The organism is Nocardia sp. NPDC004573 (assembly GCF_053602135.1).
Genome location: NZ_JBSGDA010000025.1, coordinates 28,545 through 49,996, shown reverse-complemented (window position 1 = coordinate 49,996; position 21,452 = coordinate 28,545). Strand labels below are relative to the sequence as shown.

21 protein-coding genes and 1 pseudogene are annotated in these 21,452 nt (G+C 69.2%); 4 read left to right on the top strand and 18 right to left on the bottom strand.

What is annotated here, in order from left to right; translation table 11 throughout:
• Positions 1-4: 4 nt before the first annotated feature.
• The 7 genes from gap to ACWEKR_RS29135 form a co-directional block, all read right to left on the bottom strand.
• Positions 5-1,024 carry a type I glyceraldehyde-3-phosphate dehydrogenase gene (gene gap / locus ACWEKR_RS29165; RefSeq protein WP_063017743.1) on the bottom strand — a complete coding sequence of 340 codons (1,020 nt, stop codon included), beginning with the start codon at positions 1,022-1,024 and terminating at the stop codon, positions 5-7.
• A 205-nt stretch (positions 1,025-1,229) separates the two neighbouring features.
• A complete protein-coding gene (whiA, locus tag ACWEKR_RS29160) occupies positions 1,230-2,213 on the bottom strand; it encodes a DNA-binding protein WhiA (protein WP_159837678.1) in 984 nt (327 codons plus the stop codon).
• Positions 2,204-3,250: a gluconeogenesis factor YvcK family protein gene (locus ACWEKR_RS29155; RefSeq protein WP_043693713.1), complete on the bottom strand. Its 1,047-nt coding sequence runs from the start codon at positions 3,248-3,250 to the stop codon at positions 2,204-2,206. The genes whiA and ACWEKR_RS29155 overlap by 10 nt, the downstream gene beginning before the upstream one ends.
• The gene (gene rapZ, locus ACWEKR_RS29150; protein WP_452357167.1) at positions 3,247-4,227 is read right to left on the bottom strand and encodes an RNase adapter RapZ; all 981 of its coding nucleotides are present in this window, start codon (positions 4,225-4,227) and stop codon (positions 3,247-3,249) included. Before rapZ ends, ACWEKR_RS29155 begins: the two co-directional genes overlap by 4 nt.
• Before the next feature lie 111 nt (positions 4,228-4,338).
• Complete coding sequence (gene uvrC, locus ACWEKR_RS29145; RefSeq protein ID WP_452357166.1) at positions 4,339-6,348, bottom strand: excinuclease ABC subunit UvrC; 2,010 nt, start codon at positions 6,346-6,348, stop codon at positions 4,339-4,341.
• Between the two features lie 57 nt (positions 6,349-6,405).
• Positions 6,406-6,831 carry a hypothetical protein gene (locus tag ACWEKR_RS29140; RefSeq protein ID WP_452357165.1) on the bottom strand — a complete coding sequence of 142 codons (426 nt, stop codon included), beginning with the start codon at positions 6,829-6,831 and terminating at the stop codon, positions 6,406-6,408.
• 141 nt (positions 6,832-6,972) lie between these two features.
• Complete coding sequence (locus tag ACWEKR_RS29135; protein ID WP_452357164.1) at positions 6,973-7,662, bottom strand: HAD family hydrolase; 690 nt, start codon at positions 7,660-7,662, stop codon at positions 6,973-6,975.
• A gap of 151 nt (positions 7,663-7,813) precedes the next feature.
• Between ACWEKR_RS29135 and ACWEKR_RS29130 the strand changes: the two genes are divergently transcribed.
• Positions 7,814-9,766, top strand: a complete 1,953-nt coding sequence (locus tag ACWEKR_RS29130) for a gamma-glutamyltransferase family protein (RefSeq protein WP_452357163.1) — start codon at positions 7,814-7,816, stop codon at positions 9,764-9,766.
• Between the two features lie 90 nt (positions 9,767-9,856).
• Here ACWEKR_RS29130 and ACWEKR_RS29125 read toward each other — a convergent pair whose 3' ends face one another.
• The 5 genes from ACWEKR_RS29125 to ACWEKR_RS29105 all read right to left on the bottom strand — a co-directional run bounded on the left by ACWEKR_RS29125 (position 9,857) and on the right by ACWEKR_RS29105 (position 13,463).
• The gene (locus tag ACWEKR_RS29125; protein ID WP_452357162.1) at positions 9,857-10,396 is read right to left on the bottom strand and encodes a GNAT family N-acetyltransferase; all 540 of its coding nucleotides are present in this window, start codon (positions 10,394-10,396) and stop codon (positions 9,857-9,859) included.
• 68 nt (positions 10,397-10,464) lie between these two features.
• Positions 10,465-10,965, bottom strand: a complete 501-nt coding sequence (locus ACWEKR_RS29120; RefSeq protein ID WP_452357161.1) for a PH domain-containing protein — start codon at positions 10,963-10,965, stop codon at positions 10,465-10,467.
• A 2-nt stretch (positions 10,966-10,967) separates the two neighbouring features.
• On the bottom strand, positions 10,968-11,447 hold the full coding sequence (ribH, locus tag ACWEKR_RS29115; protein WP_063017730.1) for a 6,7-dimethyl-8-ribityllumazine synthase: 480 nt from the start codon (positions 11,445-11,447) through the stop codon (positions 10,968-10,970).
• Between the two features lie 30 nt (positions 11,448-11,477).
• Positions 11,478-12,722, bottom strand: coding sequence for a bifunctional 3,4-dihydroxy-2-butanone-4-phosphate synthase/GTP cyclohydrolase II (locus ACWEKR_RS29110; protein ID WP_063017728.1), 1,245 nt, complete (start codon positions 12,720-12,722; stop codon positions 11,478-11,480).
• A 117-nt stretch (positions 12,723-12,839) separates the two neighbouring features.
• Entirely contained in the window at positions 12,840-13,463 is a 624-nt protein-coding gene (locus ACWEKR_RS29105) for a riboflavin synthase (protein ID WP_452357160.1), read from the bottom strand.
• Positions 13,464-13,994: 531 nt separating this feature from the next.
• Here ACWEKR_RS29105 and ACWEKR_RS29100 point away from each other — a divergent pair.
• On the top strand, positions 13,995-14,465 hold the full coding sequence (locus ACWEKR_RS29100) for a hypothetical protein (RefSeq protein WP_452357159.1): 471 nt from the start codon (positions 13,995-13,997) through the stop codon (positions 14,463-14,465).
• 6 nt (positions 14,466-14,471) lie between these two features.
• Here the strand turns inward: ACWEKR_RS29100 and rpe are convergent, their stop codons facing one another.
• A complete protein-coding gene (gene rpe, locus ACWEKR_RS29095) occupies positions 14,472-15,128 on the bottom strand; it encodes a ribulose-phosphate 3-epimerase (protein WP_452357217.1) in 657 nt (218 codons plus the stop codon).
• 96 nt (positions 15,129-15,224) lie between these two features.
• On the opposite strand from rpe, the gene ACWEKR_RS29090 reads away from it, so the two are divergent.
• Positions 15,225-15,647, top strand: a complete 423-nt coding sequence (locus ACWEKR_RS29090) for an ATP-binding protein (protein ID WP_159837698.1) — start codon at positions 15,225-15,227, stop codon at positions 15,645-15,647.
• Complete coding sequence (locus ACWEKR_RS29085; RefSeq protein ID WP_452357158.1) at positions 15,647-16,510, top strand: RNA polymerase sigma factor SigF; 864 nt, start codon at positions 15,647-15,649, stop codon at positions 16,508-16,510. Before ACWEKR_RS29090 ends, ACWEKR_RS29085 begins: the two co-directional genes overlap by 1 nt.
• Before the next feature lie 6 nt (positions 16,511-16,516).
• Here the strand turns inward: ACWEKR_RS29085 and ACWEKR_RS29080 are convergent, their stop codons facing one another.
• From ACWEKR_RS29080 to ACWEKR_RS29060, 5 genes and pseudogenes are all read right to left on the bottom strand, one after another.
• Complete coding sequence (locus ACWEKR_RS29080) at positions 16,517-16,867, bottom strand: MmcQ/YjbR family DNA-binding protein (protein ID WP_195083535.1); 351 nt, start codon at positions 16,865-16,867, stop codon at positions 16,517-16,519.
• Positions 16,868-16,920: 53 nt separating this feature from the next.
• A pseudogene (locus ACWEKR_RS29075) lies at positions 16,921-18,324 on the bottom strand (RsmB/NOP family class I SAM-dependent RNA methyltransferase); the annotation flags it as partial.
• A gap of 263 nt (positions 18,325-18,587) precedes the next feature.
• Positions 18,588-19,511, bottom strand: coding sequence for a methionyl-tRNA formyltransferase (fmt, locus tag ACWEKR_RS29070; RefSeq protein ID WP_452357157.1), 924 nt, complete (start codon positions 19,509-19,511; stop codon positions 18,588-18,590).
• The gene (def, locus tag ACWEKR_RS29065) at positions 19,511-20,077 is read right to left on the bottom strand and encodes a peptide deformylase (protein WP_452357156.1); all 567 of its coding nucleotides are present in this window, start codon (positions 20,075-20,077) and stop codon (positions 19,511-19,513) included. The genes fmt and def overlap by 1 nt, the downstream gene beginning before the upstream one ends.
• Positions 20,078-20,670: 593 nt before the next feature.
• Positions 20,671-21,066 carry a hypothetical protein gene (locus ACWEKR_RS29060; RefSeq protein WP_452357155.1) on the bottom strand — a complete coding sequence of 132 codons (396 nt, stop codon included), beginning with the start codon at positions 21,064-21,066 and terminating at the stop codon, positions 20,671-20,673.
• Positions 21,067-21,452 lie beyond the last annotated feature (386 nt).

Here is a 21,452-nt window from a genome sequence, read left to right as displayed (position 1 = left end):
CGCGTCAGAGCGACTTGCCGACGAGGCCGATGAGATCGGCGAGACGGTTGGAGTAACCCCACTCGTTGTCGTACCAGGACACGACCTTGACCTGGTCGTCGATCACCTTGGTCAGCGGAGCGTCGTAGATCGACGAGGCCGGGTCGGTGACGATGTCGCTGGAGACGATCGGATCGGTGTTGTACTTGAGGATGCCCTTCAGCGGGCCCTCGGCGGCGGCCTTGTAGGCGGCGTTGATCTCCTCGATGGAGGCCGACTTGCGCAGGGTCGCGGTCAGGTCGGTGACCGAACCGGTCGGGACCGGGACGCGCAGCGCGTAGCCGTCCAGCTTGCCCTGCAGCTCGGGCAGCACCAGGCCGATGGCCTTCGCGGCGCCGGTGCCGGTGGGCACGATGTTCAGCGCGGCGGCGCGGGCGCGGCGCAGGTCGCTGTGCGGGCCGTCCTGCAGGTTCTGGTCCTGAGTGTAGGCGTGGATGGTGGTCATCAGGCCACGCTCGATGCCGAACTCGTCGTTGAGCACCTTGGCCAGCGGGCCGAGGCAGTTGGTGGTGCACGAGGCGTTGGAGATGATGTTCTGGCTGCCGTCGTACTTGTCGTCGTTGACGCCCATGACGATGGTGATGTCCTCACCCTTGGCCGGGGCGGAGATGATCACCTTCTTCGCGCCTGCGGCGAGGTGCCCCTTGGCCTTGGTGGCGTCGGTGAAGATGCCGGTGGACTCGACGACCACGTCGACGCCGAGGTCGCCCCACGGCAGTGCGGCGGGGCCCTCCTTGATGGCCAGCGCCTTGATCCGCTGGTCGCCCACCACGATGGTGTCGTCGCCGTCGAGCGAGACGTCCTGGGGCAGCCGGCCGAGGATCGAGTCGTATTTGAGCAGAGTGGCGAGGGTCGCGTTGTCGGTGAGGTCGTTGACCGCGACGATCTCGATGTCGGTGGTGCCGAGCGCCTTCTGCGCCTCCACCGCCCGGAAGAAGTTACGTCCGATACGACCGAAGCCGTTGATGCCTACCCGGACAGTCACGTTATCGCTCCTCAACTTTCCAGCGGATCATTCCGATGTCCACTCACACTAACGCCCTGCGGTGACCTCGCCGACACGCACCTGGCATTCGCGCGGGCGGGATGCCTGGTCAGACGCCCGACCAACAGGAATTCCGGCCGCAGGAACGCCACGATCCCCGCGACCATCCGGCCGCGGGGATCGTGGCGAGCGCGCAGACGCGGGATCAGGCTTCGTCGAGCAGTTCGGCCGTCACGGCCGACTCGGTGTCCGGCACGCCCAGTTCCTTGGCACGCCGGTCGGCCATCGACAACAGCCGCCGGATGCGGCCGGCGACGGCGTCTTTCGTCATCGGCGGGTCGGCGAGCTGACCGAGTTCCTCCAGCGAGGCCTGACGGTGCTGCACGCGCAGCTTGCCCGCGGCGGCGAGATGGTCGGGCACGTCGTCGCTGAGGATCTCCAGCGCGCGTTCCACCCGGGCCGCCGCTGCCACCGCGGCCCGCGCGGAGCGGCGCAGGTTGGCGTCGTCGAAGTTGGCCAGGCGATTCGCCGTCGCGCGCACCTCGCGGCGCAGCCTGCGTTCTTCCCACACCATGCGGGTGCCGTGCGCGCCCATCCTGGTCAGCAACGCACCGATCGCCTCGCCGTCGCGCACCACCACACGGTCGGTGCCGCGCACTTCGCGCGCCTTGGCGGTGATGCCGAGCCGCCGGGCCGCGCCGACCAGTGCCAGCGCCGCCTCGGGTCCGGGGCAGCTGACCTCGAGCGCCGAGGAACGTCCGGGTTCGGTGAGCGAGCCGTGGGCGAGAAACGCGCCGCGCCAAGCGGCTTCGGCGTCGGCGATGCTGCCGCCGACCACCTGCGCAGGCAGGCCGCGCACCGGACGGCCGCGCACATCGAGCAGGCCGGTCTGCCGGGCCAGCGCCTCCCCTTCTTTGGAGACGCGCACGACGTACCGGGAGGTCTTGCGCAGACCGCCCGCGCCGAGCACGTGCACGTCGGACCCGTAGCCGTAGAGCTCGAAGATCTCCCGGCGCAGCCTGCGCGCGATGGACCCCATGTCCACCTCGGCCTCGACGATCACCCGGCCGCCGACGATGTGCAGGCCGCCCGCGAAACGCAGCAGTGCGGACAGTTCCGCCTTGCGGGAACTCACCTGCGACACGGTGAGCCTGCTCAGCTCGTCTTTCACATCGGCTGTCATCGCCACGGGACGCGCTCCTTTCCACCCAACCCGGAACGCACATCCTGACCCATGTGCCGTCCCTCGACTCGAAGCCCTGCCATTTGCGGCCGAGGTTGCCGGATCAGTTGATCCAGTGCGGCGGCAAGCTTTCCGGGGTGATGCCGGTCCGTTCCCGCTTCGGCGACATCGGAGAAGGTTACTCGTGCCCGCAACTGTTCGGCAGCCCTGGCCACATGTTCCCGCTCGCGGCCCTCCGGTACCGAGCCGGAGTCGACCAGCACCTCGTCGACGACGAATTCCGGTGCGTGCTGGGACAATACATGCAAATGCCGCTCCGCGGAGAACCCCGCGGTCTCCCCCGGCTCCGCGGCGAGGTTGAGCACCAGGACTTTCCGCGCCCTGGTGTACACCAGGGCCTCCCGTAGCTCCGGGACGAGGACGTGCGGGATCACGCTGGTGAACCACGATCCCGGGCCGAGCACCACGACGTCCGCGTGTTCGATCGCCGAGGTCGCCTCCGGACTGGCCGGTGGATCGGACGGAATCAGCCGCACTCGCCGCACCTTACCCGGCGTCGTCGCGATGGCAACTTGACCGCGAATGCAGCGGCTCACCCGTGGATCCGCTTCCAATCCGGACACGTCCGCCTCGATGTCCAGCGCGATCGGCGACATCGGCAGCACCCGTCCGGTGATGCGCAACATGCGGGCGACCTCGTCGAGCGCGGCGACCGGGTCACCGAGCACCTCGGTGAGTCCGGCCAGGATCAGGTTGCCGACGGAGTGCCCGGCCAATGCGCCGGTGCCGCCGAACCGATGCTGGACCGTCTGTGTCCAGACGCCGTCGGCGTCCGCCGCCAGGGCCGCCAGCGCCATCCGTAGATCCCCGGGCGGCAGCACCCCCAGTTCGGCGCGCAGCCGGCCCGAGGAGCCCCCGTCGTCGGCGACGGTGACCACCGCGCAGATCTTCCTGGTCAGCCGCCGCACCGCGGTCAGCGTCGCGTACAAGCCGTGTCCGCCACCCAGCGCGACGATGCTGGGGTTGGATTCCCAACCGGTCATTCGCGCCCCAGGTCTCGATGCACTACCCGGACCACATCGGCGGAGTCCTCCGGACCGCCGGTGACCTCGCTCATCAACTCGCCCAGTGCCTCGGCAATCGCGACGCTCCGGTGCTTGCCTCCGGTGCAGCCCACTGCGACCGTCATGTATCGCTTCCCCTCTTGGCGGTAACCGTTCGTGGTCAGCTCGACCAGGTGGTGGCAGGTACGCAGGTAGTCGTCCGCGCCGGGACGCGACAGCACGTACTCGCTGACCACCGGCTCCTGACCGGTGTGTTCCCGCAATTCCGGTATCCAATGTGGATTGGGTAGAAAACGCACATCCAACACCATGTCCGCGTCCAGCGGAACTCCGTACTTGAAGCCGAACGACTGCACGGTGAGCTGCAATGCGCTGGGCGCGCCGCCGCCGTAGGCCTCCTCCATCTTGCGGTGCAGCTGATGGATGGACAGCTCGGTGGTGTCGATCACCAGGTCGGCGGCCGCCTTCACGGCGGACAGCCGCACCCGCTCGGCGGCGATGCCTGCCGACAACGTGCCGTCCTTGCTCTCGCTCTGCAGCGGATGTCTGCGCCGCGCGAAGCCGAAACGGCGGATCAGCACGTCGTCGGAGGCCTCCAGGAACAGCACCCTGGTGCGCACGCCCAGGGCGCGCAACTGCTCGGTGACCCCCGACAGATCACCGGTGAAGAACCGGCTGCGCACGTCCATGACCAGCGCGAGACGGCGGATCGGCGGCTTCGCCGAAGCCCCCAGCTCCACCATCCGCCCGAACAGCTCCGGGGGCAGGTTGTCGGCCACGTACCAGCCGAGGTCCTCCAGCACGCGGGCGGCGGTGCCTCGGCCCGCGCCCGAGAGCCCGGTCACGATCACGACCTCGACCTGCGGGTTCGCCCCGCCGACGGCGCCGGACGAGGCCACTCGTCCCGCGCTCGTCGGCGGGTTGCCCGCACTGCTGTTCGATTCGACGCGTGTCATGTCCTACCGGATCCGTCTCTGGGGTGCCTTCCGATCATCGCGCACCGGCTTCGGTATCGGCCGCAGACACAACGTACGCGAAACCGAATCTTCCGGTGCACTGTCGACTGACTATTCGGACTCGAGCGCCGCAAGGACCGCTTTCGCGGTCGCCACGCCGATCCCGGGCACCTCGGTGATCTCCTCGACCGTGGCCTGCTTCAGCTTGGCCACCGACCCGAAATGGGTGACCAGCGCGGTCCGGCGCGCCGTGCCGAGCCCAGGCACCGAGTCCAGCGCCGAGGCGGTCATCCGACGCGAGCGCTTGCTGCGGTGGAAAGTGATGGCGAAGCGATGGGCCTCGTCACGGACCCGTTGCAGCAGGTACAGCGCCTCGCTGGTGCGCGGGAGAATCACCGGGTCGCTCTCCCCGGGCACCCACACCTCTTCCAGACGTTTGGCCAGGCCGACCACTGCCACGTCGGTGATGCCCAGCTCGTCGAGCACCTCGGCGGCTGCCGCGACCTGGGGCGCGCCGCCGTCGACGACGAACAAGTTGGGCGGGTAGGAGAACTTGCGCGGGCGCCCGGTGCGGGGATCGATGCCCGGCCGGGAGGTCAGGTCGAGCGCCTCCTCGTCGCTTCCGGTCGCGGCGAGGTCGTCGTGCTCGATCATGTCGCGTTCGCGGCGCAGTTTCAGGAAACGGCGGCGGGTCACCTCGGCGATGCTGCCGACGTCGTCGGAGCGGCCCTCGCCGGCCGCCTCCCGGATCGTGTAATGGCGGTACTCGGACTTGCGGGCCAAACCGTCCTCGAAGACCACCAGCGAGGCCACCACGTCGGTTCCCTGCACGTGGCTGACATCGACGCACTCGATGCGCAGCGGCGCGGTGTCGAGCTCCAGGGCATCCTGGAGCTCTTGCAGCGCTTGCGATCTCGACGTCAGATCGCCGGCCCGCCTGAGCTTGTGCTGGGCCAGCGCCTCCATCGCGTTGCGCTGCACGGTCTCGGCGAGCGCCTTCTTGTCCCCGCGCTGGGGCACCCGCACCTTCACCGCCGAGCCGCGCAAGCCCGACAGCCACTGCTGGAGCTGCTCGACGTCGGCGGGCAGCTCAGGTACGAGCACTTCGCGCGGCACCACGGTGGCGGGCAGGTCGTCGGCGGACTGCTCGGCCACCGCGACCTGCTCGCCGTAGAACTGGGTGAGGAACTGCTCGACCAGAGCGGCGAGCTCACCGCCCGCCTGCGGCACGTCGACCGCGTCACCCGACTTGTCGACCACCCAGCCGCGCTGGCCGCGCACCCTGCCGTCGCGCACGTGGAAGACCTGCACCGCCGCCTCCAGCTCGTCGGTGGCGAAGGCGATGACGTCGGCGTCGGTGCCCGTGCCGAGCACCACCGCCTGCTTCTCCAGGGCCCGGCGCAGCGCCTGGACATCGTCGCGAAGCCGGGCAGCGGCCTCGAAGTCCAAGTCTTCGGCGGCCTCGTGCATGCGGCGCTCCAGCTCCCGGACCAAGCGGTCGGTGCGACCGGCGAGGAAGTCACAGAAGTCCTCGACGATCGCGCGGTGCTCCTCGGCGCTCACCCGCCCGACGCACGGCGCCGAGCACTTGTCGATGTAGCCGAGCAGACAGGGGCGCCCGATCTGCTGGTGCCGCCGGAAGACACCGTTGGAGCAAGTGCGCGCGGGGAACACCCGCAGCAGCAGGTCGAGCGTCTCGCGGATGGCCCAGGCGTGCGCGAACGGGCCGAAGTAACGGACGCCTTTGCGCCGCGCGCCGCGGTAGACGAACAGCCGCGGGTATTCCTCGTTCAGGGTGACCGCGAGCACGGGGTAGGACTTGTCGTCGCGGTAGCGGACGTTGAAGCGCGGATCGAATTCCTTGATCCAGTTGTATTCCAGCTGCAGCGCCTCCACCTCGGTGGAGACGACCGTCCATTCGACGCTCGCGGCCGTGGTGACCATCTGCCTGGTGCGCGGATGCAGGCCGGCGACGTCGGCGAAGTACGAGTTCAGTCTGCTGCGCAGGCTCTTGGCCTTGCCGACGTAGATGACCTGCCGATGGGCGTCCCGGAATTTATAGACACCGGGTTCGACGGGGATCGTGCCCGGCGCGGGCCGGTACGTCGCTGGATCTGCCACCCATCCAGCGTATAGACCGCGACCGACAGCCCGGCTGACGGCGGTGGCGCGAGGCGGTCAGGGCACGGGAACGCCGAACCACGCCTTGGTTTCCTGGCGGCACAGCAAATGCACGACGGCCGCCGCCGTGGCGAGCGAATATCCCGCGGCGACGACGCCGACGACGGGCGGGACGGTCGCGAGGTCCCGGATCGCCCAGCACCCCACCACCGCCTGCAGGAGCGCGAGTGCGATCGTCAGCCTGCGCACGGCGGGCGCGCCCTCCGCGAAACCGAGCACCAGCAGACCCAGCGCCCAGGCCACGCAGAACTGGGTGGATGCCGTAGCGGCCGCGTCGCCGCCGCGGGTCAGATTCATCAGCACGGGATAAGCGAGTCCGAATCCCGCCATCCCGGCGACGGCTTCCCGCACGTCCCTAACCGCCTCCGGCATGGCCGTTTCCACGCCGATCGACGGCTCCTCACCGGAGAACGCCAAGCTCACAGCCGTACCCCCGTTGGTACCGAACCTACCGGCGCACCTGCGATTACGCCGGAATCGCACCGTAACACGGTGACTTGTCCCACAACCGCGACTTCGGCAAATGAACCGGGCGCCGCGCGGGCGTCCGGGTACCGGCCCGGGTCAGTCCATCAGACCGTGCCGCCGTAGCGCGGCCAACAGCGCGTCCGGGCGCTCGGCAGTCGGCAGGGCCTCGACCAGAGCGAACCGGCTGCCCAGCGCCTCGGCGCCGCCGTCGGCCTCGGCGCTGTCACCGATCATCAGCGCCGCCTCGGCGGGCACGCCCAGTTCGCCCAGCGCGGAATGGAAGATCTCCGGATCGGGCTTCATGGCGCCCACCTCGAAGGAGAGGGTGAACGCGCCGACCAGCCGATCCCAGCCGCGCGCGGCGAAGGACGGACGGATGTCGAACGGGATGTTGCTCACCACCGCGACCGGAATCCCTTGCGCGGCCAAGCGATCGAGCACGGCCTCGCTGTCCGGGTACGGCGTCCACTCCAGCGGGTCGAGCAGCCGGGCATACAGTCGCTCGGCGTCCTCGTCGGTGGGCACGCCCGACTCGCGCAGCACGTGCATCATCACCTTGCGATGCAGCGCCGGATCCAGGTCGCGGTGGTCCCACGCGTACTGCGTCGCGTCGTCGAAGTCGGCGACGTGGTCGACCGGCGCCGTCATGCGCCGCATGATCTCGGCCTTCTGATCCACGTCGAACGCCCGTCCGTCCGGACCGGCCAGATCCGCGTACCAGGATTCGTCGGCCTCCAGGCGGAACAAGGTCCCGGAGAAGTCGAACAGCACCGCCTCGATCGCCACCCGGCCAGCCTACCGACCGCTCGCGCCGCCCCACCGGTCCGCGACGGCCGATTTCCGCCATCTCGACCTCGACACACCCTGCCGCCAGGGCGATTTCGCCCCTGGGAAGGAAACCGGCGCGGCTGTCGGTGCCGGAGGTTAGAGTCCGGGCATGGGGCGCAAGCGAGGTACTTGGGTCGCCGCAGCGGCGGCGTTCGCACTCACCGTAGGAATGACCACCGCTTGTTCGTCCGGCGAAAGCCAGGCGGGCGGGGTCTGCGAGACGGTGCCGAACGGCACGCCGGTGACGGCCACCGCGGCGGGACCGACGGGCAGCGGCACCAAGGATCTGAGCACCAACCCGGAGATAGCGACAGGTTATCGCTCGAATATGACGCCGGTGCGAACGCACACGTTCGCGGTGTCGACGGCCAACCCGGTGTCCACCAAGGCCGCGTGCGAGGTCCTCCGCGACGGCGGCACCGCGGCGGACGCGCTGATCGCGGCACAGACGGTGCTCGGCCTGGTCGAACCGCAGGCGTCCGGGATCGGCGGCGGGGCGTTCCTGCTCTACTACGACGCGACCACCAGGACCGTGGACGCCTACGACGGCCGCGAAGTGGCTCCCGCTGCCGCCACCGAGAACTACCTGCGCTGGATCAGCGATGCCGACCGCGCCGAGCCCAGACCGAACACGCGGGCCAGCGGGCGCTCCATCGGCGTACCCGGTGTGCTGCGGATGCTCGAGCTGGCGCACCGCGACCACGGCAAGACCGCGTGGCGCGAGCTGTTCGACCCTGCCATCGGACTGGCCGATCAGGGCTTTCCGATCAGTCCGCGGCTGGCGAGCCAGATCGCGGAGTCGGCCGAGGACCTCGCCGCGGACGAGGACGCCAAGGCGTACTTCCTGAACCCGGACGGCAGCCCGAAGGCAGCCGAGACCGTCCTCACCAACCCGGCCATGGCGAAGACGCTCGGCGCGGTCGCCACCGATGGAGCGCAGGCCTTCTATACGGGCGCCATCGCCCGGGACATCGCCGCGGCGGCGGGCCGCGCCTCCGGCGGGCGCACCCCGGGCCTGATCACCACCGAGGACTTGGCCGGTTACCAGGCGAAGAAGCGCACTGCGATGTGCACGGGCTACCGCGAGCACGAGATCTGCGGCATGCCCAGCCCCTCCTCGGGCGGCATTGCCGTCGCCGCGACCCTGGGCATCCTGGAGAACTTCGACCTGGCCACCATGCGGCCGGACAACATCGATCGCAACGGCGGCAAGCCGAATGCCCAGGCCGTGCACCTGATCTCCGAGGCCGAACGCCTGGCCTACGCCGATCGCAACAAGTATGTGGCAGACACCGATTTCGTCCCGCTGCCAGGCAATTCCGCCCAAACCCTGCTGAACCGCGATTACCTGCGGCAGCGCGCCGGACTGATCGATCCGAACCGCAGTATGGGCACCGCGCAACCGGGTGACTTCGGCCCCGTGCCGCTGGGCGTCGGCCCGCAGCCGCCCGAGCACGGCACCAGCCACATCTCGGTGGTCGACAAGTACGGCAACGCCGCGGCGATGACCACCACCGTGGAGTCGGCGTTCGGTTCCTTCCACCTGGTCGACGGCTTCGTCCTGAACAACCAGCTCACCGACTTCAACGCCGAGCCGCTGGGCGCGGACGGCGTGCCGATGGCCAATCGCGTGCAGCCGGGCAAACGCCCGCGCAGTTCGATGAGCCCGACGCTGATCTTCGACAAGGCGCCCGACGGCTCGCGCGGCGAACTCACCCATGTCGCCGGTTCGCCCGGCGGGTCGGTGATCATCCAGTTCGTGGTGAAAACGCTGGTCAACATGTTCGACTGGGGCCTTGACCCGCAGCAGGCGGTGTCCGCGGTCGCGTTCGGCGCAGGCAACAGTCCGGCCACGGGGATCGGCGGCGAGCACCCGGCGATCGACGCCACGGACAACGGCGACCACGACCCGCTCGTGCTCCGGCTGCGCCAGCTGGGCCACCAGGTGTCGGTCGCGCCGCAGTCCAGCGGCCTCAGCGCGCTCAAACGCAATGGCGCCGACGGCTGGATCGGCGGCGCGGACCCACGCCGCGAAGGCGCGGTCCTCGGCGACACGCACTGAACCGACCCCGGCAACGGGTTACGGCAAGCGACCGATCACCGTCCGCTCCTGCCCCGGCATCCCGAGGATCGGCATGCCGGGGTCGTGCGATCACTTCTTCCGGATCATCGGATACACCACCGGGCCCCGGCCGATCGGAAGCTCGCCTTGCGATTCGAACCCGAATCGCCGGTAGAAAGGCACCGTGCCGCTGGTATTGGAGATCAGGAAACAGTCCTGTTCGGCCACCGACAACCGCCGTTCGAGCAGCGCGGTCGCCAGACCCCGGCCCCGGACGCCGGGCAGCGTCCCGATGGCCGCCAGGTACAGATGCGGCGTCGCCGGTCGCGCGTGCTCCATCCGTCGCCCGGCGGACAAGGCCCGCGCCGTGCCCAGCCCCAAGGCCCGTAGCAAGGTCGACGGCTTCGCTGTCGGCGACACCACGTTCGCCGGTTCCCACAGCGCCACACAGGCGAGATCGCCCGCGGCGTCATGGGCGAGATCGACCCATCCGTTCTTCCGGCGCGACGCGATGCGCGATTCCCAGAAGCCGGGCAACGCTTTCCGCCGCCGCGCCGATTCCGGCCAGAAGTAGGTCATCAATGGATCGTCGGCGAAAGCTGCCGCGAGGACGAAGGCACCGGGCTCCATGCCGGCGAGGCTAGAGGACGGTTCGAACGCACGCGAGCCAGGTTGATGGGCGTGCGGAACTCACCCGTTCACTTGCTCCCGGAATACTTCGCACCGAGTTCGCGCAGCCGATCCATCGCCCGCGCCGCGTGCTCCTTGTCGTTCGAGCGGATCGCCAGCATCGGGACGTAGTCGTCATCGATCAGTTCCAGACGAGCCCAGGACTTCCGATCCGGGAACGACACACCTCGGACATAGTCCCACGGGAAATCATTGTCCCCCAGGATGTTCCGCACGGACACACCCCGCGCCCCGGCACGTACCCTTGGCCTGGTCAGCAGCAGCACCGCCCCGGCGCCGAGCAGACCGATCCCGATCATCGCGAACTGATCGGCCACCCGGAAGTTGACGCCGGTCGACCCGCTGCGCAGCCAGATACCGCCCACGGTGAACGCGGCGGCGACCAGCACCGCCACGATCCAGGCCGTCCGCACCGCACGCCGGGGCCGCACCTCGAACTCCCACTCGGACACTTCGCCGACTGCCGCGGGCGAGCCCGCGTTTCTCCGGAAGATACGGACTACCGGCATTGCTATGCGGACTGCCGCAAGGCGCGCAGCGTCAACGCGGCGTCCAATGCCGCGGCTGCCGCCTGCTCACCCTTGTTCTCGTGGGATTCGGGCAGCCCTGCCCGGTCCAGGGCCTGCCGCTCGTTGTTGGTGGTGAGCACTCCGTTCGCGACCGGCGTGCCCTCGTCCAGCGAAACCCGGGTGAGCCCCGCGGTCACCGCATCGCAGACATACTCGAAATGCGGCGTGTCACCCCGGATCACCACACCGAGCGCCACCACCGCGTCGTGCGACTTGGCCAGCTCCTGAGCCACCACCGGCAGCTCCATCGCACCAGCACAGCGCACCACCGTGATCTGCTGGACGCCCGCGTCCTTGGCCACTCGCTCGGCGTTCGCCAGCAGGGTGTCGCAGATCTGGGTGTGCCAGCGCGAGGCAACGATGCCCAAGGAGAGATCCTTGGCGTCGGCCAGCGCGAAGGTCGGTACCCCGGTACCGCTCATCGATGTCCGCCTTTCCGGTGTGTTCGCAGGTCAGTGCGCCGTCTCGCCGAGGTCGAGCTCGTCGAGACCGATCAGGTCGTGCCCCATCCGGTCCCGCTTGGTGCGCAGGTAGCGCAGGTTCTCCGCATTCGCGCGCAACGGCATCGGCACCCGCTCGGTGATCCGCAGACCGTAGCCGTCCAAACCCACCCGCTTGGCCGGGTTGTTGGTGAGCAAACGCATCGAGCGCAGGCCCAGATCCACCAGGATCTGCGCGCCGGTGCCGTAATCGCGGGCGTCCGCGGGCAGCCCCAGTTCCAGGTTCGCATCGACCGTGTCGTGGCCGGAATCCTGCAGCTGATAGGCCTGCAACTTGTGCATCAGGCCGATGCCGCGTCCTTCGTGACCACGCATGTACAGCACCACACCGCGCCCCTCGGCCGCGACCATCTCCAGCGCGGCGTCCAACTGCGGGCCACAGTCGCAGCGCAACGACCCGAACACGTCACCGGTCAGGCACTCGGAGTGCACGCGCACCAGCACGTCCTCGCCGTCGCTGATGTCGCCGCGCACCAGTGCCACGTGCTCGACCTCGTCGTAGATGCTCTGGTAGCCGACCGCCATGAACTCGCCGTGCGCGGTGGGGATGCGCGCCTCGGCGACGCGCACCACGTGCTTCTCGTGCCTGCGCCGCCAAGCGATCATGTCGGCGATCGAGATCAGCGCGAGTTCGTGCTCGTCCGCGAAAACGCGCAACTCCTCGGTGCGGGCCATGTGGCCCTCGTCCTTCTGGCTGACGATCTCACAGATCACGCCCGCGGGACGCAAGCCGGCCATGCGCGCCAGATCCACGGCCGCCTCGGTATGCCCGGGCCTGCGCAGCACGCCACCGTCCTTCGCGCGCAACGGCACCACATGGCCGGGACGGGTGAAATCGTCGGCCTTGGCGTCGGCGTCGGCCAGCAGGCGCATGGTGGTGGCGCGGTCGGCGCCGGAGATACCGGTCGTGACACCCTCGCGCGCGTCCACCGAAACCGTGTAGGCGGTGCCGTGCTTGTCCTGGTTCATCGCATACATCGGCGGCAGGCCGAGCCGGTCGCAATCGTCACCCGTGAGCGGCACACAGATGTAGCCGGAGGTGTAGCGGATCATGAAGGCGACCAGTTCGGGGGTGGCCTTCTCCGCCGCGAAGATGAGGTCTCCCTCGTTCTCGCGGTCCTCGTCGTCGACGACGACGACCGCCTTACCGGCGGCGATATCGGCGACTGCGCGCTCGATGCTGTCGAACCTGGTCACGTCTGCTGTGCTCCATCTCGAAATAGGTGCCTCACCACAGTACTGTGCTCGATTTGCCGCGACTGCGTCGCGGCGCACCCTCGTCCGGGTCGGCGAGGACGAGCGGGGCGGCCACGGTCAGCCGCGCTGCTGGAGGCGTTCGACGTACTTGGCGATCACGTCGACTTCCAGGTTGACGGTGGTGCCGACGCCGGCGAAGCCGAGGTTGGTCAGCGAGAGGGTGGTCGGGATGAGCGAGACCTCGAACCAGTCCCGGCCACCCGCTTCGGCGGGTTCGTCGGAGACGCCGAGGCCGGAGACGGTGAGCGAGATGCCGTCCACCGTGATCGAGCCCTTCTCCACCACGTAGCGGGCGATCTTCTCCGGGAGCGAGATCCGCACCACGTCCCAGTTCTCCGACGGAGTACGGGAGAGCACGGTGCCGGTGCCATCCACATGCCCTTGGACCAGGTGGCCACCGAGCCTGCTGTTCAGCGCCGCGGCCCGCTCGAGGTTCACCTTCGAGCCGACATCGAGCTTGCCGATGCTCGAACGGTTGAGGGTCTCCGCCATGACGTCGACGGTGAAGGAGTCGCCGCCGACCACGTCCACGACGGTCAGGCACACCCCGTTCACGGCGATCGAATCACCGTGCCCGGCATCGGAGGTCACCAGCTCGCCCTTGATCGTCAGCCGCGCGGCGTCGGCCAGCTGTTCGCTGGCGACGATCTCGCCGAGTTCCTCGACGATGCCTGTGAACATGTGCCCTGACTCCCTGTCGTCGTTGTCTTCCGGTTGCGCAACAGCGCGGAGACCGGCCGCTATTCCCGTGCCCTCAGCCTAGTGACGCGCAGTCGCGCCAAACAGCGGCGCCGGTGTCTCGGAAGCGGACCGCCGGGCGGGCGGAGCCATCCGGAACCGGCCGGTCCCATCCAAAATGGAACGGAAGTTGTCCATACACGCCGCGCCGACCCGGGAACGAGGGATCGGATGATCATTCGCGACCTCCGCCGTACCGCATGAATCTATTAATCCCGCGGGGCATTTGCCGATTTCTACCCGATACCCGAACGAAACGCGCTTATAACGCAGATTTCGCGCTCCGATGAGGCGGGAGGCGATATCGTTACGCGGCCGACTTCTCGCGTTCAACCTTCCCGCCCGAGCAGTCCGATGAGCCGCTCCACCAGGGCATGTGGCGGTCGACCGGGAAGCCTGCCGCACGAGTTCACCCCTCGAGAAAGCCGGAGAAACAGTGGAACAAATCGGGTCGGACACAGCTGGGGGCGTGGTGTGACCACATTTCTCGATTCGACGCCGGAAATTCGCTGCTCACGGTATCGGCGCGAATTCCAGCTCCCCGCATCGATGGATCCGGGTTCGCATCGCATTCTGCTGCAGATCGGCGTCGACTACGGCGCCGTCACCATGCCCGCCGAACTCGGCGAGCAAGTGCTGCGCCAACTCGTTCAGGCCGGAATCGCGGGTCCGGTCGTCCACCATCCGCGGGCCAGACATTGGACTTTCCTCACCGGTCCCGCCGGGCCCGAGGCGATCACCCCGGCGGTCTCGGCCGAATTGTTCCGCCTGTATGCGGCGGTAGCCTGCACGGGCAGCCAAGTGGTGCTGCCGTCACCGGACGACGAGCGCACCGGATACCGCGTATGGATCCGGTCACCCGAGGCGGGGGCCCGCCGCCCGCCGATCAGCGCGGTGATCGAGACGATCCGTGCGGTCGCCGGGCGCGGCAGCCGGGCCGTATAGCGCCGTTCAGTGGGCCCACGCCGAGGCCGCCTGGTTGCGCAACTTCTGCACGGTGGCCGCGGGGTCGGCCGTGCCGTAGACCGCGGAACCGGCGACGAAGCAATCCACACCGGCCTCCGCGGCCGCCTCGATGGTGTCGGCGTTGATGCCGCCGTCGATCTCGACCAGCAGCCGCAGCTCCCCGGAATCGACCAGGTTCCGCACGATGCGCGCTTTCTGCAGCACCTCCGGGATGAACGACTGCCCGCCGAAGCCGGGTTCCACGCTCATCACCAGCAGCGTGTCGAATTCGCGCAGTATCTCCAGGTACGGCTCGATCGGCGTGCCGGGCTTCACCGAGAGCCCCGCCTTGGCGCCCGCGGCGCGGATGTCGCGGGCCACCGCGATCGGGTCGTCGGTCGCCTCCGCGTGGAAGGTCACATTGTGCGCGCCCGCCTCCGCGTACGGCGGCGCCCAGCGGCCCGGGTCCTCGATCATCAGGTGGCAGTCCAGCGGAATCTCGGTCGCCTTCAGCAGGCTCTCCACCACGGGGAGACCGATCGTGAGATTCGGCACGAAGTGCGCGTCCATCACATCGACGTGCAGCCACTCGGCGCCTGCGACGGCCTGGGCCTCGTCCGCGAGGTGCGCGAAGTCGGCGGACAGAATGGAGGGGGCGATCATCGGAACGGCCGGACGCGGGTAAGTCGGGTTGGACACAACGCCGGAGTCTAACGGTACCCAGGGTTGCCCAGCGCGGGAGTGGGTAGCCTGCATAGGGTGATCAATATTTCGGCGGAACAGGGGCTCTACAGCACCCCGGTGGAGATTCGGGTGGCGGCGTCGGTGACACAACTGCCCATCGTGCGTGGGCTCGCCGAAACACTTGTCCTACTCAGCGATTTCACGCTGGACGAGGTGGCCGACATCCGGCTGGCCGTCGACGAGGTCTGCTCGACGCTGATCGCGGTCGCCGCCCCGGAAACGAGCCTGAACTGCCGGTTCACCGTCGGTGACACCGAGTTGCTCGTCCGGGTCGAGGGCATCGCGGAGAAGCCGGGCCTGCCCGATCAGCGCAGCTTCGGGTGGCATGTGCTGCGCACGCTCACCGACGCGGTGGAGGCGACACAGGATTCGTTCGACACGACGATTTCCGGCTACCCGACGACGGTCGAGTTCCGTCGGGTCCGGGGGAAGGCGTAGTGGCGGACGAAGACACCGTGTACGACTCCCAGCGCGATGACGACGCCGACACGCTGACTACCGAGGACACCGTCGATGCCGAGGAAACCCTGGAGGCGGCGGGCACGGTTCCCGGTTACGACGACGTCGGATTGCTCTTCGAGCAGCTGGCGGCCAGTGAACGCGGCACAGCGCGGCACAACGCCCTGCGCGCGGAGCTGATCAGCCGCTGTATTCCGCTCGCCGATCACATCGCCCGCAAGTTCAGCGGGCGCGGCGAGCCGTTCGACGACCTGACCCAGGTCGCGCGAGTCGGCTTGGTGCACGCGGTGGACCGTTTCGACGTGGAACGCGGCTCGAATTTCCTGTCTTTCGCAGTGCCGACCATCATGGGCGAAGTGCGCCGGTACTTCCGCGACAACACCTGGGCGATGCGAGTGCCGCGCCGGGTCAAGGAGACTCACCTACGCATCGGCGCGGCGATCGACAGTCTTTCCCAGACCCTCGGCCGCTCGCCGACGGCGAAGGAGATCGCCGCGGAGCTGGATGTGGATCCGGACGAGGTGACCCAGGCCGTCATCGCGGGCAACGCCTACCAGCCCAGTTCGATCGACGCCGCCACGCTCGGCCGCGATACCGACGCGTCGCTGCTGGACACCCTCGGCGAGGAAGAATCCCAGTTCGATCGAGTCGAGGAATACGTCGCGATCCGCCCGCTGCTGGCCGGGCTGCCCGAGCGGGAACGGCGCATTCTCACCATGCGGTTCTTCGAGTCGATGACCCAAACCCAGATCGCGCAGCAGATGGGCATCTCGCAGATGCACGTCTCGCGCATCCTCGCGAAAACCCTTGCCCGGCTGCGCGAACAGTCCAGCCGGGAGTGAGCGGGCTCAGCGGGGGCCGTGCGCCCGGAGCTTGCGCACTTTCGCCGGAGCGGTGAGCCACCACGCGGCATCGAGCAGTTCCCGCAGGTGGGCGGGCGCGACCCGATCCAGGTCGATCAGGATGTAGGCGTATCCGTCGTAGTGCGGCGTGGTGTAGAAGGCCGGATCACCGGAGGCGAGTAGCGCCTCTTTCTCCGCGAGGTCGCAGACCAAGGCGAGACCGCCTTCGGCCTCGCTGCGCAGCCGGGCGAACCCCTTGCCTGCGACCTTCAGCGCCGGGCTGCGCCACCAGGTGGACTCCGCCACCTCCGGCAGCCCGGACGCCATCCGGACCACGTCCTGCCAGGTCATCGTCATCCTCCCAAGGTGCGGCAGAACGACGTGTCCGGCTTGGACGAATGGAACGCCGCTCAGCGAGGTTTGCGCAGTGCGGCCAGGAACATGGCGTCGGTGCCGTGCCGGTGCGGCCACAGCTGCGCTCCGGGCCCGTCCCCGACATCGGTGACGCCGGGTAACAGCTCGCGGGTGTCGAGCTGTTCGGCGCCGAGGCGGCGCACGGCGTCGGCGACGACCGACACCGTCTCCGGTAGGTGCGGCGAGCACGTCGAATACACCACCACGCCGCCGGGACGCAGCAGATCCCATGCCGCGGTGAGCAGTTCGCGCTGCAAGACGACGAGCTCCCGGACGTCGGCCGGAGTGCGCCGCCAGCGGGCCTCGGGCCTGCGGCGCAGCGCCCCGAGTCCGGTGCACGGCGCGTCCACCAGGATGCGGTCGTAACCGGGAGCCAGCCCGCTGGCTCGGCCGTCGGCGACATGGACGTCCACCGGCAGGTCGTGCACGGCCTTGCGCACCAGCTCGGCGCGGTGGGCGGCGGGCTCTACCGCGTCGACCCGGAAGCCGTCGATCGCGGCAAGCGCTCCGAGCAGCGCGGCCTTGCCGCCCGGCCCGGCGCACAGATCCAGCCAGCGCCCGGCGTCAGGGCCGTCGAGCTCGGCCCTGGTCAACGCCAGCGCCACCAGCTGGCTCCCTTCGTCCTGCACCGCCGCCATGCCCTCGCGCACCGGCTCGAGTTTGCCCGGATCACCGCCCTCCAGGTAGACCGCGTACGGCGACCAGCGACCTTCCTCGCCGCCGGTCACCAGCGCGAGTTCCTCCGCGGTGATATCGCCCGGACGGGCTACCAAGTGCACCAGCGGACGGGCGTCGTCGGCTGCGAGCACCTCGCGCAGTTCCGCGGCGCGGGCCCCCAGCGCGTCGGCGAACGCTTGCGCGATCCACGATGGATGCGCGTACTCGAACGCCAACCGGCCGACGGGGTCGGCGGGCGCGAGCGCCTCTACCCACTGCTCGGGGGACTTCTCCCCCGCGCGCCGCAGCACGGCGTTGACGAACCCGGCTTTGCCCGCGCCGAACTCCGCGCGGGTAAGCGCCACGGAGGTGTCCACGGCGGCGTGCGCGCCGATCCGGGTACGCAACAGCTGGTAGACGCCCAGCCGCAGCACGTCGAGCAACGGTCCGTCGATCTCCTCGATCGACCGGCCCGCGCCCTCGGCGATCACCGCGTCCAGCAGGCCCAGCGACCGGCACGCGCCGTAGGCGAGTTCGGTGGCCAATGCGGCATCGCGCCCCGACAATCCCCGTTCCCGCAGCAACGCGGGCAGCACGAGGTTGGCGTAGGCGTCGCGCTCACGGACCGCGCGCAGCACATCCCTGGCGACCGACCGCGGCTGATCGGCGGGCTCTCCGCGATGGGCACGCCCGGCAGCCTTTGCCCCCTGACCCGCGGATCTCCCGGCAGCCGGACGCCCACTGGTGGGCCGGTCGGATCGGCCCGCCGCCGCACGTCGTCCCGTGGAGCCGCGCCGTTCGTCGCGATCCCGGCCGCCCGACTCGGTTCGCCCGCTGCCGGAGCGCTGACCGCCCGTCTGGGACCGGCCTCCCCCCTCGCGGTTCTGCTGCCGCGCACCGCCCTGCGCGGGAGCCCGGCCCTCTCCAGAGCGGTTCGGCGCGGACTCTCGCTCTTCACGCCGTCGGTTGCGTGCGTTGTCGTCGCCGGGCCGATTGCCGCGCGGCGTCATTCGACCACCGCGCCGGGCTGCAGACGGGCGCCGCGCGCCCAGTCGAGCGCGGCCATCCTGCGCTTGCCTTGCGGCTGCACTTGGTCGAGCCGCACGGCGGTGGTGGCGGTGCCGACGAACACGCCGGACTTGCGCACCTCGATCACGCGTTCCGGCAGTTCCTCCTCGACCAGCTCCACCGGCCCCAGCTTCAGCCGGGTGCCGCCGACCTCGGTCCAGGCCCCCGGGGCGGGGGTGACCGCGCGAATCCGCCTGCTGATGGCCAGCGCCGGTTGATCCCAGCGCACGTGCCCGGCTTCGACGCCGACCTTGGGCGCGTAGGAGACACCGTCGGTGGACTGCGGTACCGCCTGCAGGGTTCGGTCTTCCACCCCGTCCAGCGTCGCTTCCAGCAGACGGGCGCCGCTGTCGGCCAACCGCTCCAGGAGGCTGCCCGCGGTGTCGGTGACGGCGATCTTCTCGGTCACCATGCCGAACACCGGACCGGTGTCCAGCCCGGCCTCGATCTGGAAGGTGGAGGCGCCGGTGATCTCGTCGCCCGCATCGACCGCGGCCTGCACCGGCGCCGCGCCGCGCCACGCGGGCAACAGCGAGAAATGCAGGTTGATCCAGCCGAACCGGGGAATGTCGAGCACCGGCTGGGGCAGCAGCGCACCGTAGGCGACGACCGGGCAGCAGTCCGGCGCCAGTTCGGTGAGCTGCGCGACGAATTCCGGCTCCGAGGGCCGATCCGGGGTGAGCACCGGGATGCCGTGCTCGTCGGCCAGCAGGCCGACCGGCGACCTGGTCACCTTCCGGCCGCGCCCGGCCACCGCGTCCGGCCGCGTCACCACGGCGACGACCTCGTGCCGCGCCGATTCCAGCAGACGCCGCAACGACGGAACCGCCGGTTCGGGAGTCCCCGCGAAGACGACGCGCATCAGCGGCCCGCTCCGAACGGGTTCGGCCGGCCCGCGCCGCTCATCGAGCGTGCCGGGCGCACCGTCAATCCTGCTGCGAACCAATCGGATTCACGGATCACCCGCATCGCCTCCTTGCGCTGGGCCGGGTCGAGGCGATCGATGAACAGCACCCCGTCGAGATGATCGGTCTCGTGCTGCACGCACCGCGCGAGCAGCCCTTCCGCTTCGAAAGCGACCGGCGCGCCGTCGACGTCCACCCCGGAGGCCCGCACGCGCAAGGCCCGGCGGGTGTCGTAGCGCACCCCCGGAATCGACAGGCAGCCTTCCGGCCCGACCTGTTCCTCGTCGCCGAGAACCTCCCACTGCGGGTTCACCAGGTGCCCCGCGGCGTCGCCGGTGTCGTAGACGAACACGCGCAGCCCCACCCCGATCTGCGGCGCCGCCATCCCGACACCGCCGTCGTCGTGCATGGTCTCGGTCAGGTCGGTCACCAGCTGCCGCAGCTCACGGTCGAACGCGGTGACCTCCGCGGCGCGGGCACGCAGGATGGGATCGCCGAACAGGCGAACGGGCTGGATGGTCACGGCTGGCTCCCGGAAGCGGACGAATACGGTCGCCCCATTCTAGTGAGGCGACCGGAAATCCCCGATTCACCAGCCAGAAGCTGGTAGAAATCCTATGCGGTCCGGGCGGGGTGTCGATCCCTCCGCCCGGCCGCCCGGAAAAGCGCTGGTCAGCGACCTGTCGATGACACCTGACCTGCTTCTCACCTGCAGGTTCACAACAGGTCGGCGCATTCCGGTACCGAACGTAACGGGATTGTCGTGACGGCGCCAACACCGCAGGTCAGAGCAAGTTGTGGTCGCTGCGGTGATGACGGCGTCACCAGCGAAGTGGTGACGGCGTCACCACCCCGTCGGCCAGGTGCGCCCAGTTCGCGGCCAGGGCGGGTCAGGTGCATGCGCTGCTGCAGCCGGGCGAACGACGGCGCGCGGTGGCCGGGTCGGGGGCGACGATTCGCCGTCGACGATCATGCCTGCGCCGTGCGCGCGTTGCGGGAGCGCGGCGGTCAGCTCCGGGTAGCAAGCGGTGACTGCCGCGCGGCCTCGAGACACAGGCGTGGCGTACGCGCCGCCACGAAGCGAATCTTCAGTCGCCACTGAACGTCCTCTGCGGCTCAATCATGTAGGCGCCGCATGACCGAGCGCACCTCGTCTTCGCACGCGCTTTGCACGTCGGCGAGCCGCACCCCGCGGGCTTGTACCTTGACTTTCACTTCGAGAGTGAGATTGTCGTCGACAACGGTGATCGAGTAGCCGGCGCTGTCGATGACGGTGTGCGACTCTTCGGCTTCGAAGAACGCTCTTTCGCCGAAATTCGCCAATTCGCCTCGGCTCGCGGCGGAGTTCTCGACTCTCTGAGCGGCTCTGCGCGTGATGTCGTACCACCCGTCTGCTTTACCGCCGCTGGCCCACGTCTTCGCCTCGACCCTTACGTTTGATATGCGGGCTGCCGCGGTCTTGCAGGTGGCCGAATTCGAGGTCGCACCGCAGCGTCGATTCGCTGCCTTCATGCCGTGTTGTCGGTTCGATGGTCGGCCGGGACAACGGCGGACCCCACCGACGGAGCGCCGAGGTATCGATCACGTCGCAGGAATAGCCGATTTCGCTCGCGTCGTAACTGGTAGTCAAGGCGTGGACGGATGAGCACGCGGCGCCGCAGAGGGCAGCGGCCAACAGCCGTGCGACCGCTATGACCCGGCTCGGCATGCGCCGCGCCCGGATCCGCCCCGGTGACAGTGTACCTGCCCGGCAGCACCGCGGTGAACCATCTCGTGGGAGCGGTGGCTGCGACATCATCTCTCCTCGTGCGCGTTTCGGCAGACCAGTAGGTCATCGGCCGATATCGCCGACAAGCCGCCAAACTCGGGGCAGGCGCTACGTTGCCGGGCAGCCGTGA

What these genes read in the sequence shown, in the direction of transcription:
- ACWEKR_RS29155 (WP_043693713.1), bottom strand. Translation starts at nt 3,250, where the DNA reads ATGACCGGTTGGGAATCCAACCCCAGCATCGTCGCGCTGGGTGGCGGA.
- rapZ (WP_452357167.1), bottom strand. Translation starts at nt 4,227, where the DNA reads ATGACACGCGTCGAATCGAACAGCAGTGCGGGCAACCCGCCGACGAGC.
- ACWEKR_RS29130 (WP_452357163.1), top strand. Translation starts at nt 7,814, where the DNA reads ATGGGGCGCAAGCGAGGTACTTGGGTCGCCGCAGCGGCGGCGTTCGCA.
- ACWEKR_RS29125 (WP_452357162.1), bottom strand. Translation starts at nt 10,396, where the DNA reads ATGGAGCCCGGTGCCTTCGTCCTCGCGGCAGCTTTCGCCGACGATCCA.
- ACWEKR_RS29120 (WP_452357161.1), bottom strand. Translation starts at nt 10,965, where the DNA reads ATGCCGGTAGTCCGTATCTTCCGGAGAAACGCGGGCTCGCCCGCGGCA.
- ribH (WP_063017730.1), bottom strand. Translation starts at nt 11,447, where the DNA reads ATGAGCGGTACCGGGGTACCGACCTTCGCGCTGGCCGACGCCAAGGAT.
- ACWEKR_RS29105 (WP_452357160.1), bottom strand. Translation starts at nt 13,463, where the DNA reads ATGTTCACAGGCATCGTCGAGGAACTCGGCGAGATCGTCGCCAGCGAA.
- rpe (WP_452357217.1), bottom strand. Translation starts at nt 15,128, where the DNA reads ATGATCGCCCCCTCCATTCTGTCCGCCGACTTCGCGCACCTCGCGGAC.
- ACWEKR_RS29080 (WP_195083535.1), bottom strand. Translation starts at nt 16,867, where the DNA reads ATGACGATGACCTGGCAGGACGTGGTCCGGATGGCGTCCGGGCTGCCG.
- fmt (WP_452357157.1), bottom strand. Translation starts at nt 19,511, where the DNA reads ATGCGCGTCGTCTTCGCGGGGACTCCCGAACCGGCGGTTCCGTCGTTG.
- ACWEKR_RS29060 (WP_452357155.1), bottom strand. Translation starts at nt 21,066, where the DNA reads ATGAAGGCAGCGAATCGACGCTGCGGTGCGACCTCGAATTCGGCCACC.